At 73.8% G+C, this 13,487-nt stretch carries 8 protein-coding genes; 3 read left to right on the forward strand and 5 right to left on the reverse strand.

Features of this window, described 5'->3' with window-relative positions:
• Positions 1–572: 572 nt before the first annotated feature.
• Complete coding sequence (locus ACMATS_RS33475) at positions 573–1,109, forward strand: hypothetical protein (RefSeq protein WP_391153125.1); 537 nt, start codon at positions 573–575, stop codon at positions 1,107–1,109.
• Positions 1,110–1,363: 254 nt separating this feature from the next.
• Here ACMATS_RS33475 and ACMATS_RS33480 read toward each other — a convergent pair whose 3' ends face one another.
• A complete protein-coding gene (locus ACMATS_RS33480) occupies positions 1,364–1,840 on the reverse strand; it encodes a universal stress protein (RefSeq protein ID WP_390775635.1) in 477 nt (158 codons plus the stop codon).
• A gap of 132 nt (positions 1,841–1,972) precedes the next feature.
• Here ACMATS_RS33480 and ACMATS_RS33485 point away from each other — a divergent pair, with 132 nt between their 5' ends.
• Complete coding sequence (locus ACMATS_RS33485) at positions 1,973–4,138, forward strand: FUSC family protein (RefSeq protein ID WP_414170044.1); 2,166 nt, start codon at positions 1,973–1,975, stop codon at positions 4,136–4,138.
• A 118-nt stretch (positions 4,139–4,256) separates the two neighbouring features.
• Positions 4,257–5,777, forward strand: a complete 1,521-nt coding sequence (locus tag ACMATS_RS33490; protein WP_414170045.1) for an MFS transporter — start codon at positions 4,257–4,259, stop codon at positions 5,775–5,777.
• A 291-nt stretch (positions 5,778–6,068) separates the two neighbouring features.
• On the opposite strand, the gene ACMATS_RS33495 is transcribed toward ACMATS_RS33490, so the two are convergent.
• From ACMATS_RS33495 to ACMATS_RS33510, 4 genes are all read right to left on the reverse strand, one after another.
• Positions 6,069–6,605: a hypothetical protein gene (locus ACMATS_RS33495; protein WP_414170046.1), complete on the reverse strand. Its 537-nt coding sequence runs from the start codon at positions 6,603–6,605 to the stop codon at positions 6,069–6,071.
• 146 nt (positions 6,606–6,751) lie between these two features.
• Positions 6,752–9,268, reverse strand: coding sequence for a class III lanthionine synthetase LanKC (lanKC, locus tag ACMATS_RS33500; RefSeq protein WP_414170047.1), 2,517 nt, complete (start codon positions 9,266–9,268; stop codon positions 6,752–6,754).
• 375 nt (positions 9,269–9,643) lie between these two features.
• Positions 9,644–12,280 carry a class III lanthionine synthetase LanKC gene (lanKC, locus tag ACMATS_RS33505; protein ID WP_414170048.1) on the reverse strand — a complete coding sequence of 879 codons (2,637 nt, stop codon included), beginning with the start codon at positions 12,278–12,280 and terminating at the stop codon, positions 9,644–9,646.
• Positions 12,281–12,313: 33 nt separating this feature from the next.
• Complete coding sequence (locus tag ACMATS_RS33510; RefSeq protein WP_390775629.1) at positions 12,314–13,375, reverse strand: radical SAM protein; 1,062 nt, start codon at positions 13,373–13,375, stop codon at positions 12,314–12,316.
• Positions 13,376–13,487: the final 112 nt, after the last annotated feature.

Genomic DNA, 13,487 nt, shown 5'->3' on the forward strand with positions numbered 1-13,487 from the left:
AGAGCCGCTGAGTGACAGCGCGTGACAGATCCTGACGGTCGTGAGTGCAGGAACCGACGCGCATGGCCTACAGGGCCTGACGCAGAATCATCAGAAGGGGGCAGTGACGGTGGTCGCTCAGTCGTGGAAGAGGCCCGAGCTGGCTGGCCAGCCTGACCTGAAGAAGCTGAACGATGAACTCCATGATCTAAGGCTGGATGCGGGGCTCCCGTCAGCGCGGATCATTCGCGACCGCGTCGAGAGGGATGCGCAGGACTACTGGATCGTGAATCACCAGGCAGTGCTGGACACCTTCCAGAAGCCAAATCTCCCGCCGTGGGGCCGCCTTGAGGTCGTCTTCCGTGCTCTGACCGAAGTTGGTGGACACAACGACGCAGACGGCGAGGTCAACCGCTTCAAGGGCCTGTGGAAGCAAGTCGTGGCGGATTCAAGCGGTGCGGGGCACCTGCGACCGGTCCGAGCACGGCCGCCCGCAGGCCCTTCATCGGGATTGGTCAGGCCCGCGCATCACCGGCGGGCTACTGTACGGACACGCCGCACTGCGTACAGTCAGTCCGCCGAGGAGGAATCCCGTGTCATCGCCCTGCGACCCCCAGCACGCTCCCGCCGGCGACGTGGGCGCAGCGCTCATGATGATCGACTCTCGGCTCAAGGCCGTCTACGACGACAGGTCTCAGACCGACGCCGAACAACAAGCGCTGACTGACCAGTTCACCGCGTCCTTGGGCCCCGGTGGAGCCAACGACATACTGGACGGTGCGTGCACGCTCATCTACATGTTCATGCAGTGGCTGCGGATGGCCTACGAGGACCACGGCAAGGACGTCATCGAGTACGTGGTGCCCAACCTCGTGGCCTCGATGCGCATGATGCCCAAGAGTGTCCGTCCCGAGGCCATTCCCACCATGGCCGGCCTGCTCGTGGCCGCGGGCACCGGGCTGAGCCCCAGCCTGTGGCGCAAGCAGTACGGATTCTGGACCAAGGACGAGATGAATCCCCTGGAAGTCACCGCCTTCCTGCTCGCGGAGCACATCAATCGACTCACCGACGACCGCGACTTCGCCACCCGTGTGATCGTCGAAGCCCTGTCCAGTGCGGACGAGGGCTGACGTGAGTCGGTCCGGCGACCCTACGGCTACGGCTCGTACGCGTACCGCCCGGCCGGCACGACCGCACTGCGGCCACCCCGCGTCGTGACGGTGACGTCCACCGCCCCACCCCCGCCGGAGGCGTCACGCTGCAGAACGACGGCCCGCACGAGACGTGTTGGGTCGGGCGGTCGCCGAAGAGCACGGTGCCCTGCGCCAGGTTCGCGTTCTTCGGCTTGTCATGTTCCGTGGCATCGTCAACAGGGGCCTGTGCGTTACGCGTTGGCCTTGGCCTCTGTTCCGTCCGGTACGACCAGAACCGGCCCGTAGGCGTGCCGCAGGCAGTACAGACTCACCGAACCGTGCAGCAGCCGGTGCACCGGACCGTGCGAGCTGCCGCCCACCACCAGCAGGTCGCCGTCCTCGGCCGCGCCGGCCACCAGCAGCGGCCCCGCCGGGCCGTGGGCCACGACGGGCTCACAGGGCACGTCGTCGGGCAGCCCGCCCAGCGCCCGGCGGCAGGCGCTCTTCAGATCCTCTTGCGCCCGGTGGGCCAGCTCCCGCGCGGTCTCCGCGTCCGGCGGCCACATCATGTCGACGTAGTCGCCCTCGGGAGAGGTGTAGACGAGCACCGGGCGCAGTGCGGCATGGTGCTGCCGGGCCTCCTCCGCCGCCTTCCGCAGGGCTGTGAGGCTGCCGCGTGAACCGTCGACTCCTACGACGACGCGGCGTACGCACTGGTCCATCTTCATCGGTTCACATTCCTTCCTCCACGGATTTTCCGTTCCGGCTTTTTACGCTAGGCAGGGAATCCGGGCCGCCGTATCGGTCATCCGGCCGATCCATCGGAGGACCGGATTCCGCTGGTCGGCTACGGTCGCGATATGGCCGCTCGGGAACTGTGGCGCCAGGAGGGGCCGGGTCACCTGCGGCGCGCCCTGTGGGTCCTCGTGACCGGGTACGGCAGCTTCTGCGCGTTCCTCTACGGGCTCGGCAACCCCGTGGCCGCCCTCTACGCCGTCTTCGGCGCCCTGCCGCTGATCATGTTCTGCCGGATCCCGGGGCCGGCCCGCGAGCGCACCCGCACGCTGCTCGCCGCGCTGCCGGTGAGCTGGGCGCTCGTTACTGCAGGCACCCTGCTCGCCGTCCGCTCCTGGACGGCTGCCTGCGGCATGATCGTCGTCGGCTTCGCCGTCTCGTACTGCGAGGCGGGCGGCCCCCGCCCGGCCGGGCTCGGCATGGCCTTCCAGCTCTACTACGTGCTGCCCTGCTTCCCGCCCTACGCCCCGGACACCCTCGGTGACCGGCTGGGCGGGCTCACCGCGGGATACCTGCTCGCCGTGCTCGCCCAGCGGGTGCTGTGGCCCGAACCGCCGCCGGTCCCGTACCGCGTCATCCTCGCGGACGCCGAGGCCGCCGCCGCCCGCTACGCCGAAGCGGCCGCCCGGCGGCTGGACCACGGAACCGCGGACGGCGACGACGAGGCGGAGCTGCGCGAGCACCGCGCGGCGGCCCACCGGACCGGTGACGCGACCCGCCTGTCCCGGGTGCCGCCGACCGAGCGCCCCACCTCGCCCTCCGTGCGGGACCTGGCCCTCAACCACGCCCGTGCCGGACTCCGCCAGGTGCGCAACCAGCTCGACCGGCTGGCCGGTTCCGACGCGGTCGGCGAGCCGGACCCCGCCGCCGCGGCACTGCTGCGCCATGCGGCGGCGGCCCTGCACGCGGCGGCATGCGCCTTGCGCGAGGGCACGCCCGGGGAGAGGGCCGACGCCCTGCGCTCGGCCCTCTCCGGCTACGACGCTGTGCGTACCGAACAGGCGGCATGCGCCTCGCCCGCCCGACTGCGCCAGGACGCGGTCGCGCGGGCGGCGGCCGAGGGCAGTTGGCTGGTGGCCGAGGCCGCCCGGATCGCCCTCGGCGGCCGGCCTCTCGCAGCCGGTGCCACGGAGGAGGAACAGCAGCGCACGGCACGGCGGTTCCCGTACGCCGTGCTGTCCGCCCGCCGCCGCTGGTGGCACCGGCTGCGGCTGCACCTCACCTTCCGTTCCGTCCATCTGCAGAACGCGTTGCGGGTCGCCTTCGCCCTGGCCGCAGCGCGAATCGTGGCGGGCGAACTCGCCCTGGCGCACGGCTTCTGGGTGCTGCTGGCCACCCTCAGCCTGATGCGTACGTCCGCGGCCGACACCCGCAGCGCCCTGGTGCCCGCCTTCGCCGGCACCGTCGTCGGTGCTGCGCTCGCCGCCGTGGTGGTCCGGTCGATCGGCGACGTCCCCGCCTTCTACGCCGCCGTCCTGCCCGTCGTCATCCTGGCCGGCTTCGGTGTGGCGCCGCTGCTCGGACCCGCCTGGACCCAGGGGGCGTTCACGATGGTCTTCCTCCTGGTCTTCGCCCAGATCACCCCGCCCGACTGGCGTCTGTCCGCCATGCGGCTTCTCGACGTCGTGGTCGGCGGCTCGATCGGCGCCCTGGCCGGTCTGCTGGCCTGGCCCAAGGGCGGACGCGGCGAACTGCAGCGGGACATCGGGGACTTCCTCACCCGCGGAGCCGAAGGGTGCCGGACCGTCGCCCGCATGCTGTGCGACGGGCGCGACACTCCGGCGGACCCGCTCGCCCCGGCACGCCGCGCGATGCTCCTGGCCGAGGCCTCCTACGTGCAGTACCGGACCGAGCGCATCAGCCGCCGCACCGCCGACCCCTCGTGGGAGATTGCCATGGCGGCCGGCTACCACGTGGTGCGCGGCGGCGAGTTCCTTTTCAGTGGCCGCAAGGGCAGGCCCTGCGGCCCGTTGCCGCGTGAGGCGGCCGCCGAACTGACCGACCTGGCGAGCCGGGTGGCGACCGAGTGCCTCCACGCGGCCCGCGCCGTGGCCGACGCGGCTCCCGCCGCGGGGCCTGCGGAAGCGGACCCATACCCGGCCGCGGCTTCCGCGCCGCTGCGGCACGCGGCCGGAGAAGCCGCGCGGACGTCGACGTCCCAGGTGTTGCTGATCGCCGACGTCGAGGCGTGGCTCACGGGCGTGGCGCGGGATGCGCGGCGCGCGCTGTAGGGGCGGGGCAGGTGGTGCGTCCGCTGCGGGCCGTCCGTGGCTGGTCGCGCAGTTCCCCGCGCCCCTGACGGGGCGCCCCCGGTTGCGAAGGTCGCCGCCCGCCCGCACATACTGGGACATGGAGCAGGCCAAGGCTGAGTCTCCCGCGTCCGGCCGCTGGGCCATGCTGGCCGTGCTGTGCGCGAGCCTGCTGCTGGTGGCCATGGACGCCACGATCCTCAACGTGGCCCTGCCCTCGCTCATCCAAGACCTGCGGCCCGGCCCGCTCGCCCAGTTGTGGATCATCGACGTCTACGGGCTGGTGCTCGGCGGGCTCCTGGTCACCACCGGCGCGGTCGGCGACCGCTTCGGCCGCAAGCGGCTGTTCCTGGGCGGTTTCGTGCTCTTCGGTCTGGCCTCCGTCATGGCCGCCACGGCCCACAGCTCCTGGCAGCTGATCGCGGGGCGTGTGCTGCTGGGGCTGGGCGGTGCCATGGTCATGCCGTCGACGCTCTCGCTGATCCGGAACATCTTCACCGACGACCGGGAACGCACGCTCGCCATCGGCGTGTGGGCGGCCGTCGCCGGGGCCGGGGCCTGTGTGGGGCCGCTGGTCGGCGGGGTGCTCGTCGAGCGCTTCGGCTGGGCGTCGGCGTTCTGGGTCAACGTGCCGGTCGTCGTCGTCACCGTCGCGGCGGGCAGCCGGCTGCTGCCGGAGTTCCGGGCCCCGCAGGTCGGCGGTCTGGACTGGGCGGGGGCGGCGCTCTCCGTCGTCGGCATCGTCTGCCTGGCCTGGGGCATCAAGCACGTCGCCAAGGGCGGTACCGGGCCCGTGGATCTGGGCATGCTCGTCGTCGGCGTGCTGCTGATCGCCGTGTTCGCCCGGCGCCAACTCGGCCTGGCGGACCCGCTGCTGGACGTGCGGCTCTTCCGTAACGGCCCGTTCCTGGCGGCCGCGCTGGCCACCCTGCTGGCGATGCTCGCCATCGGCGCCGCGCTGTTCCTGATCTCTCTGTGGCTGCAGTACGTCCACGGCTATTCGCCCTCGCAGGCCGGTCTGCGCACCGTGCCGTCCGCGCTCGCCATGCTGGCGGGATCGCTGTCCACGCCCTGGCTGATGCACCGCATCGGGGTGCGCTTCGTGCTGGCCGTCGGGCTCGGGGCCCTGGCGGCGGGGTTCCTCGTGCTCGCCCTCGCGCCCGAGCCGACGAGCTATGCGGTCGTCGCCGTCGTCCTCGCGGCTCTGGGCCTCGGCGACGGGCTGGCGATCACCGCTTCGGCGTCGGTGCTGGTCTCGTCCGTCCCGCCCGAACGCGCCGGTCAGGCCGGGGCGGTGTCCGAGACCGCCTACGAACTCGGTGTCGCCCTCGGGGTCGCGCTGCTCGGCAGCATCCACGGTGCCGTCTTCAGCAGCAGGATGACCGGACTGCCCGTCGGCGGGTCCGCGGCGCGGACCGCGCGCGGTTCGGTCGGCGGCGCGGCCGAGGTCGCCCGGGAGGCGGGCGGCGTGACGGGCCGGCGCGTGCTCGCCGTTGCGCGCGAGGCCTTCGACCACGCGCTGACCACGACGGCGTACGTGTCCGCGGCGATCGTGGTCGCCGTGGCCGTGCTGGCGGTGCTGCTGGTGCCGCGGGGGTTCCGGGCTACGGGCGGGCATTGAGCGGGGCGCCCCGAAGGGGCGCGGGGAACTGCGCGACCATCCCCCAGCTACCGCTGGGAGGTGCCCCCAGACGCGCCCGCAGTTGCGGTTGTCGGGGCTTCGCCCCGGACCCCTGGGGTGGTGCGTCGGCTGCGGGCCGGTGGGGGCTGGTCACGCAGTTCCCCGCGCCCCTTCGGGGCGCCTGGTCGCGCCCACGCGGCGGAGCCGCTGGGGGTACCTCCCAGCGGTAGCTGGGGGAGAAAACAGTCCCGCGCCCCTGACGGGGCGCCCGCTCGTCGCCCGGGCGTTGCGTCAGGACGGGTCGATCTCCAGCTCCACCCCGGCGAAGGCCTGCCGGAGGCCGTCGGGCGTCAGGCAGTCCGTCGGCAGCGTGCCCGGCAGCGTCTGGACGCTGCGCACGGCCCGGTGTCCCTTGCCCCGGCCCTCGACGACCGTGCCCAGGAGCTGAAGGGTGTGGGCGCCCAGCGCCCGGGTGCCGACGGAGGAGGTGTAGACGATCACCGACTCCCCGCCGTCCGCGTAGTACACGGTCTCCCGCCCGCCGGCAGTGACGAGCGCGAGGCAGCTCGCCCCGGGGGAGATGCCCTCGATGGTGCCCGTGGCGCTCACCACGTGCCCGGGACGGTCCGTGCAGGTGTAGGTGGGGTGCGCCTCGATCCCGACGTCCCGGGGCTCGACTGTCAGCCCCGGGCTGTAGGACGTGCTCTCCTGGCCCGAGCAGGACAGCGGAGCGTGCGCGTGCGCCTGCGCGGCCGGGGCCCACCCCAGGGACGCGGCGGCCAGCGCCATCGCGCACAGGGAGACCCGGACACCGTACCTACCGAACATGCCCACCTCTTCGGTGACTTGGGGGATTGCGGGAACGGTTCCTTCCTACCCGGCGGAGCTTGCGATTCCGCCCCTTCCGCCCCCTCCGCGCCGAGCACCCGCAGCACGCCGGCCCGCGCACGCCCCCCGTGCGCCCCAACTCCCCCTCAGCAGCCCAGAAACGGCAGCCCGCCGCCGCCCCGCACCGCCGCCTGCACCGCCAGCAGCACCCCCGCCGTCCCGGTCGCCAAGTCCATGGACAGCCGCAGCAGTCCGTCCATCGCGAACGCCAGCTCGCCCTCGTAGGGCACGGCATGCACGCCCAGCCCCCGCAGCTGCACGTCCCGCAGCTCCTGCGGACCATCCAGGTGTGCCAGGGCGTACAGCAGCCCGGCGTGCCCCGTGAACAGGCCCGGCGACAGCAGCAGTTCCGTCCCCAGCCCGTCGCGGATGCGGTCGCGCAGCCGCGCGAAGTGGGGGTCGGGGCGTTGTCGCAGGAACTCCTGGAGGACGACGCCGATCCCCGCACTGCCCGCGCCGAGCCCCGAGACCCAGCGCTGCCCGTCCTTGACCTGGACGTACCGCCCGCGCGGCGCGCCGCAGCGCGCGATGTCCCGGGCCAGGGCGGTCTCCGCGCAGCGCAACCAGCGCTCCTCGCCCGTCCCCGCGAAGAGCCGCACGAACAGCAGGGCCGGGCCCGACCACCCGCGCATGAGCCCGGGGGCGGCGACGTCGTGACCGCCCCCGCCCCCGTCCCCGTCTCCGTCGAGGGAGCGTGCGACGCGGTCGCCCAGCCGGACGGCGGTCTCCGCGTCGCCGGCGTGCAGGAAGGCCAGCGCGATCCCGGCCAGGCCGCCGAACAGGCCCGTCCCGCAGCCCCGCAGGTCGAAGGCGGCCAGCCGCTCCAGCACCGCCCGCGCATCCTGCACCCGGCCCGACTCGCCCAGGACGTGGGCCACTCCGGCGAGCCCGTCGTAGAGCCCGGGCCGCGGCCACTGCGCGCGCTCGGCCGCCCGCACCAGCCAGTCGGCGTGCCCCGCGAACTCCGGGCGCGTGCTGTACCCGGTGACGTGCAGGGCGTGCAGCACCCCGGCCGCGCCGTAGGCCAGGCCCGTCTCCTGGCCGTCGAACTGCCGGACGTCGCCGGGGAAGAGCCGGTCCTCCCGCTCCGGGGTGGCGCTGCGCAGGACCGCCTCGCACAGCGAGTCCAGCACCGGGCCCCACAGCGCCTCCTCCCGGCCGCCCGGGGGCCAGGCCACGGCGGGCTCGACGGTCGCGCCCGGGGGCGGGGCCAGTTCCTCGCGCAGCCGCGCGGCGAACGCCGGCGGCACCGGGAAGCGCTCCTCGACCAGCCGGATCAACTGCCCCGGCTTGCGCGGGTCGAAGCGCATCAGCTCCGTCAGCGGACAGAAGACCGCGAGGCGCAGGCAGGCCAGCCCGTACGCGTCGACCGCGGTGCCCGAACGCGCCCACGGGGCGACGAAACCCGGCGTCCCCATGGCCGGCGCGACGTCCTCGCCGACGCCGAAGGCCGCCTCGAAGTCGACGAGGCACACACTGCCGTCCGGGCGGACCAGCACATTGCCCGGCTGGAGGTCACCGAAGACGACGCCGCGCGCGTGCAGCGCCGCCACCGCCGCCCCGATCCGGTCGAGGACGCCGCGGGCCCACGCGGCGTAGGCGGCCCGTTCGGCGGGGTCGTGGTCGGGGCGGAAGAGCGGATGCCGCCGGGCGACCGCCTCCAGCAGCGGCTCGCCCTCGACGAACTCCACGGCCAGGAAGTGGTGTTCCCAGTGGACCGTGCGTCCCAGGACCCGCGGCACGCAGTCCAGCCCGGCCAGCCGCTGCAGCACGGCGTGTTCGCGGCCCAGCCGGGCCACCGCGTCCCCGCCCCGGTCGTCGACGGCGGTGTACGGGCGGGCCTCCCGGAGCACCACCGCGCGTCCGGTGCCCGGGTCGACGGCGCGGTAGACACCGCCGCTGTTGGAGAAACGCAGCGCCTTCTCCACCCGGTACGGGAGCCGGGTGCCCGGCCCGCGGCGGGAGGCCCGGATCCGGTCCGCGACGAACGGCGGCACCCCCGCCCACGGCGGCACCCGGAAGGAGGCCCCGCGCACGTCCGGCACCGGTTCGCCGTCCGGGCGCACCACGGCGGGCACGTAGTCGCCGTCGCGGGAGAAGCAGAAGCGCGGGGCGAAGCCCCCGTAGCGCACGTACAACGGGCCCTCGTGCCAGCGCAGATCGCTGAGGATGTACGGGCCCTTGACGCCCCGTAAGAGCGAGGACAGCTCCCGCAGCGTGCGCTCCAGCAGCTCCTCGCAGCGCGGGTAGATCGTGATCAGCTTGCCGCCGGCCGAGCGCGGTGCCCGTTTGCTGTTGACCAGCGCCAACAGGGTGCTGCTGCGCAGGAACTTGAAGCCGATGCCGCGCTCGACGCAGTACTCCCACACCGCGTCGACCACGCGCGGGGCCTCCTCGGCCGTCGCCGACGCGTGGATCTTCCAGCCCTGCGGGGGCAGCCGGGCGCCCGTGTGCTGGAGGGAGACCCAGCCTCCGCGCTCGGCCCGGCGCCAGCCGGGGGGCGCGGGACGGTCGGCCCGTGCGAAGCGGGTGGTCGCGTCTTCGACGCGGTCGGGGGAGTCGGCGAAGAGGGGGTCGGCGGCCAGGTGGCCTTGGGCGAGCATGGCGGTCCTCCTCCGGGATCTGCGCCCCGTCAGGGGCGCGGGGAACTGCGCGGGCAACCGCGACGCGCCTGCAGTCGAGGTTCTCGGGGCTTCGCCCCGGACCCCTGGGGTGGTGCGTCGGCTGCGGGCAGGTGGGGGCTGGTCGCGCAGTTCCCCGCGCCCCTGACGGGGCGCCCACGCGGCGGAGCCGCTGGGGGTACCTCCTGGGGGCACCCCCAGCGGTAGCTGGGGGAGGTAGCTGGGGGAGTCAACAGCCCCGCGCCCCTGACGGGGCGCTACGCGCCGGCCGTCCCCGTGGGGCGATGAACGGACGGCCGGCGCGCCTCCCCTGGGGCCGGCCGTCAGACCTGCCCGAGGGTGCTCTGGTAACTGTTGCTACACGGCCACAGGGCGGGGGTCTCCTCCTCCATCTCCTGCAGCTCCAGGATTTCCGACATGCCGTTCACCTCCCTCCGGCGCCGCGCGGGTGACGGACCGCGGATCGAGGAAGGGAAGGACGGGGCCGGTCCTCTCGAACGCGGAGCTCAGTGCGAGCAGCACGCCCGCGGAACCGGTCGCCAGGTCCGCGGACAGCCGCAGCGCACGGAAGCCCGGGAACGCGAGGTGCCCGCGGTAGGACTGGGCGTGCCAGGACAGCAGACGGATCTGCCGCAGCAGGGCCGGCCGGTCCGCGGGCTCGTCCAGCGCGGCCAGCACGGCCACCGAGCCGGAACGCCCGCGCAGCAGGCCTGCGTTGCGCACGTACACCGCGTCGCAGGTCCGGCGGATACGGGCCAGCAGCTCGGCCCGCTGCCCGTCGGGGCGGTGCCGCAGCAGGTCGCGCAGGACGAACGCGAGCCCGGTGCTGCCCCCGTGCAGATACGGAAGGTGGGCGGAGCCGTCGAAGAGCGCCACGTGCCCGTCGGGCAGCGTCCGCAGCCTGCCCAGGTCGAGTCGCAGTGCCCGGTCGGCCAGGTCGAGGAAGCGCCGCTCCCCGCACTCCTCGTACAGGCGCAGGAAGAACAGGGCGATCCCGGTCGCGCCGTGCAGCAGCCCGTACGGTGCGGGCCGGCCAGGCCTGCCGGGCAGCGGTCCTTCCTCGACGGCCTCCGCGAGGTCGGCAGCCATGCGCAGGGCCGCGTCGTGCAGTGCGGTGTCGCCGGTGGCCGCGGCGAAGTGCAGCAGGGTCAGGGCGATGCCGGCCCGGCCGCCCGCCAGGTCGAAGGTGAACGCCCGCTCGTCCAGGGCCAGACAGCGGTCCAGGACGTCGAGGGCGGCCTCGCGCCGGCCCAGCAGGTCGAGCGTGAACGCGGCGCCGTGCAGCCCGTCGTAGAGCCCCGGCCGGGGTCTGCGGTCCCGGGTGGCGGCGGCCGCCAGCCAGGCGGTGTACGGCTCGGGGACGTCCGCGCCCGCGCGGTGCAGCGCGTACAGCACCCCGGCCGCGCCGTAGCCGAGGGGGTAACCCCCGATGAGCGTGCGCCCGTTGGGCGTGCCGGGGAAGAGCCGGTCGGCGCGGTCGGGCGTGGCGCAGGCGTGGATGCCGTGCACGAGCGCGCCCCGGATCGCGGGCCAGTCCGGTGGCTCCGCCGCGAGCAGGGCGCCCGCCCGGTCCTGTTCCGCGGGCCGGCCGTCGGGCCACAGCCCCTGCACCAGCGCGGAGCCGAAGCCCGGGGGCACCGGGTAGTACCGGGCGACGGCCGCGACGAGGGTGTGCAGCTTGGCGGGGTCGCGCCAGGGGACCGGCAGGAACAGCCACAGCCGCAGGCAGTCGAGCAGGTGGCGCACGGCCTCCGCCCCGCGGCAGCCGGGCGGCACGCTGAAGCCCGGCTCGCCCGGCGCCGCCGGGCGGGTGTCGTGCAGTCCGGTCGCCGAGGCGAAGCCGACGAGCGCGACCCGGCCGTCGGGCCGCAGCACCACGTTCTTCGGCGGCAGTTCGCCCAGCCGCAGGCCCCGCTCCTGCACGGCGGTCAGCGCGCGGCCGATCCGCTCCAGTACGCCCAGCGCCCAGGTGGTGTAGGGCTCGGCCTCCCGGGCGGCGCGCTCGGCGGAGGTCAGCGGGAAGGCGAGCGAGGCGGCCTGCAGCAGGGTGCGGCCCTCGATGAACTCCTCGGCCAGGAAGTGGTGTTCGGCGTACGTGCGTTGTTCCACGAGCCGCGGTACGCACTCCAGCCCCACGAGCCGCTCCAGTGCCGAGCGCTGCCGGCCGAGCCGGGTGACGGAGTCCTCGCCGCGCAGGTCGAGCCCGGCGTGCGGCCGGGCCTCGCGGAGCAGCACCGTGGCGCCGGTGCGCAGGTCCACCGCGCGGTAGGTGCCGCCGCCGTTGCCGAGGCCGAGGGCGCGCTCGACCCGGTAGGGGAACTCGCCCGCGGGGGCGGCGTGCAGGGCCTCCAGGTCGGGGCGCAGCACCGCGGGCAGCTCCAGCCAGTCGGGCGGGGAGAACACCGGGCGGCGCGGCTCGGGGACGAGCGTGCCGTCGGGGGTGAGCAGGGCGGGCCCCCACTCGCCCTCCCCGTCCGGGCACATCCGCCCGTCCCGGGACCCGTAGCGCACGTACATCGGGCCCGCGCCGTGCCGCAGCCCGCCCAGCACGTACGGCCCGGTCAACCCGTCGAGCAGGGAGCCGAGTTCGGTGAGGGTGCGGCTCAGCTCCTCCTCGCCGTCGACGTGGACGGTGATGAGTCTGCCGCCGGTGAGCCGGTCGGCCCGGTCGCCGTTGAGCTCACGGGCGGCGGCCCGGCTGCGGACGAAGTCGAACGGGATCCTGCGCTCGACGCAGTGGCCCCAGACGATCTCGACGGCCCGGACCACCTCGGGCAGGGTGACGGACACATGGATCTGCCAGCCCTGTCCGGGGGCCGTCTCCCCGCCGGGCCGCAGGGTGACCCACCAGCCCGACTCTCCGCGGGTCCAGCCCTCGGGGGCGAGCCGCCGCGCCGCGGCCAGCCGTTCGCCCGCGTCCGGGTAGTGCTCGGGACGGTCGTAGAAGACCGGGTCGGCGAGGCAGAAGCGGTCGTAGTCCTTGAACGTCAACACGGCACGTCCTCCTCGGGGCGAGGACTCGATGGGTCACAGCGCCAGCGCGCTGAATTCCGGGGGGTTCGTCCGGACCGAGCGGCGGTCGATCCGCGAGCGCACCTCCGGGGAGCCGAAGTGGTAGTCCATCCGCCGCACCGCCTCCGCCCAGTCCTGCATGGTGCGCACCGCGGAGAGCGTCTCGATGACGAAGGGGTCGTTCAGCCGCGAAATGCCGCGCTGCCAGAGTTCCATCGGGGATTCCTCGAGCAGGTTTCCCACCGTTCCCTCGTAGACCGGCAGGGCCCGCACTTCTCCGTCGGGTTCGACCTGCATCACCCGTGCGTCGACGCCGCTGGCGAACCGGTCGGGGCGCATGACGAGATTGCTGTTGTCGGTGGTGAAGACGCGCACCGATTCCGGGGCGAGGGCCTGGAGCCGGGCGAGCCGTTCCTCACTCGTCAATTGCGCGACCTGTTCGTCGTCGAGAAGTTCGAAATGGCCGAACTCGGGGCGGCTGGCCAGCCCTTCGGGAACCGCCGCGTTGAAGGTGACGCTGCGCAGTTCGGGGTACCGGGGGGCGATGGCCGTGCAGAATTCCTCCAGCTGCGGGAAATTGCTGCGGACCACGACGCAGTCGATGCCGAACCACAGCGGACTGCGCCGGCGCCGGCGCCGCTCGCGCGCCGCGGCGTCGAGCAGGGTCAGGGCGCTCAGGGCCCGGTCGAAGGAGCCGCGCCGGCCCCTGATCCGGTCGTGGATCTGCGCGGTGGCCCCGTCGAGGCTCACGATGACCTCGTCGAAGACCTTGGCGAGCTCCGTGGCCATCCACGGTTCCATGATCCAGCCGCTGGTGTAGACGGCCGTCTTGATCCCGGCCCGGGAGAGCCGGCCGGCCACGTCGAAGATGCCCTTGACGACGAGGGGTTCGCCGCCGGACAGGGCGACCACGCGGGGGTTGAGCGTGATCAGGGCATCGGCGACCCGCAGCATGTCCTCATGGCCCAGTTGCCGGGGAGCCCGGCGTCCGGACTCCGAATAGCAGTGCGAGCACCGCAGTGGACAGGCGTAGGTGGTGTCCCAGACGACCACCTCGGGACCGGACGACTCGAGCATGGTTCCCCTTCGGATTTTCAACGCTGAACAGTTCGTGCAGAGTTCGTGGTGTCGTACGCCAGAACGACCTGCCGTCACCTGCCCGCCATATCGGGGACTTTTCCACGGCGGA

Source organism: Streptoverticillium reticulum (assembly GCF_047456005.1).
GTDB lineage: Bacteria > Actinomycetota > Actinomycetes > Streptomycetales > Streptomycetaceae > Streptomyces > Streptomyces reticulum.

Excerpts from the sequence above, each read along its gene's own strand:
- ACMATS_RS33495 (WP_414170046.1), bottom strand. The coding sequence starts at position 6,605 with ATGTTCGGTAGGTACGGTGTCCGGGTCTCCCTGTGCGCGATGGCGCTG.
- lanKC (WP_414170047.1), bottom strand. The coding sequence starts at position 9,268 with ATGCTCGCCCAAGGCCACCTGGCCGCCGACCCCCTCTTCGCCGACTCC.
- ACMATS_RS33480 (WP_390775635.1), bottom strand. The coding sequence starts at position 1,840 with ATGAAGATGGACCAGTGCGTACGCCGCGTCGTCGTAGGAGTCGACGGT.
- ACMATS_RS33510 (WP_390775629.1), bottom strand. The coding sequence starts at position 13,375 with ATGCTCGAGTCGTCCGGTCCCGAGGTGGTCGTCTGGGACACCACCTAC.
- ACMATS_RS33485 (WP_414170044.1), top strand. The coding sequence starts at position 1,973 with ATGGCCGCTCGGGAACTGTGGCGCCAGGAGGGGCCGGGTCACCTGCGG.
- ACMATS_RS33490 (WP_414170045.1), top strand. The coding sequence starts at position 4,257 with ATGGAGCAGGCCAAGGCTGAGTCTCCCGCGTCCGGCCGCTGGGCCATG.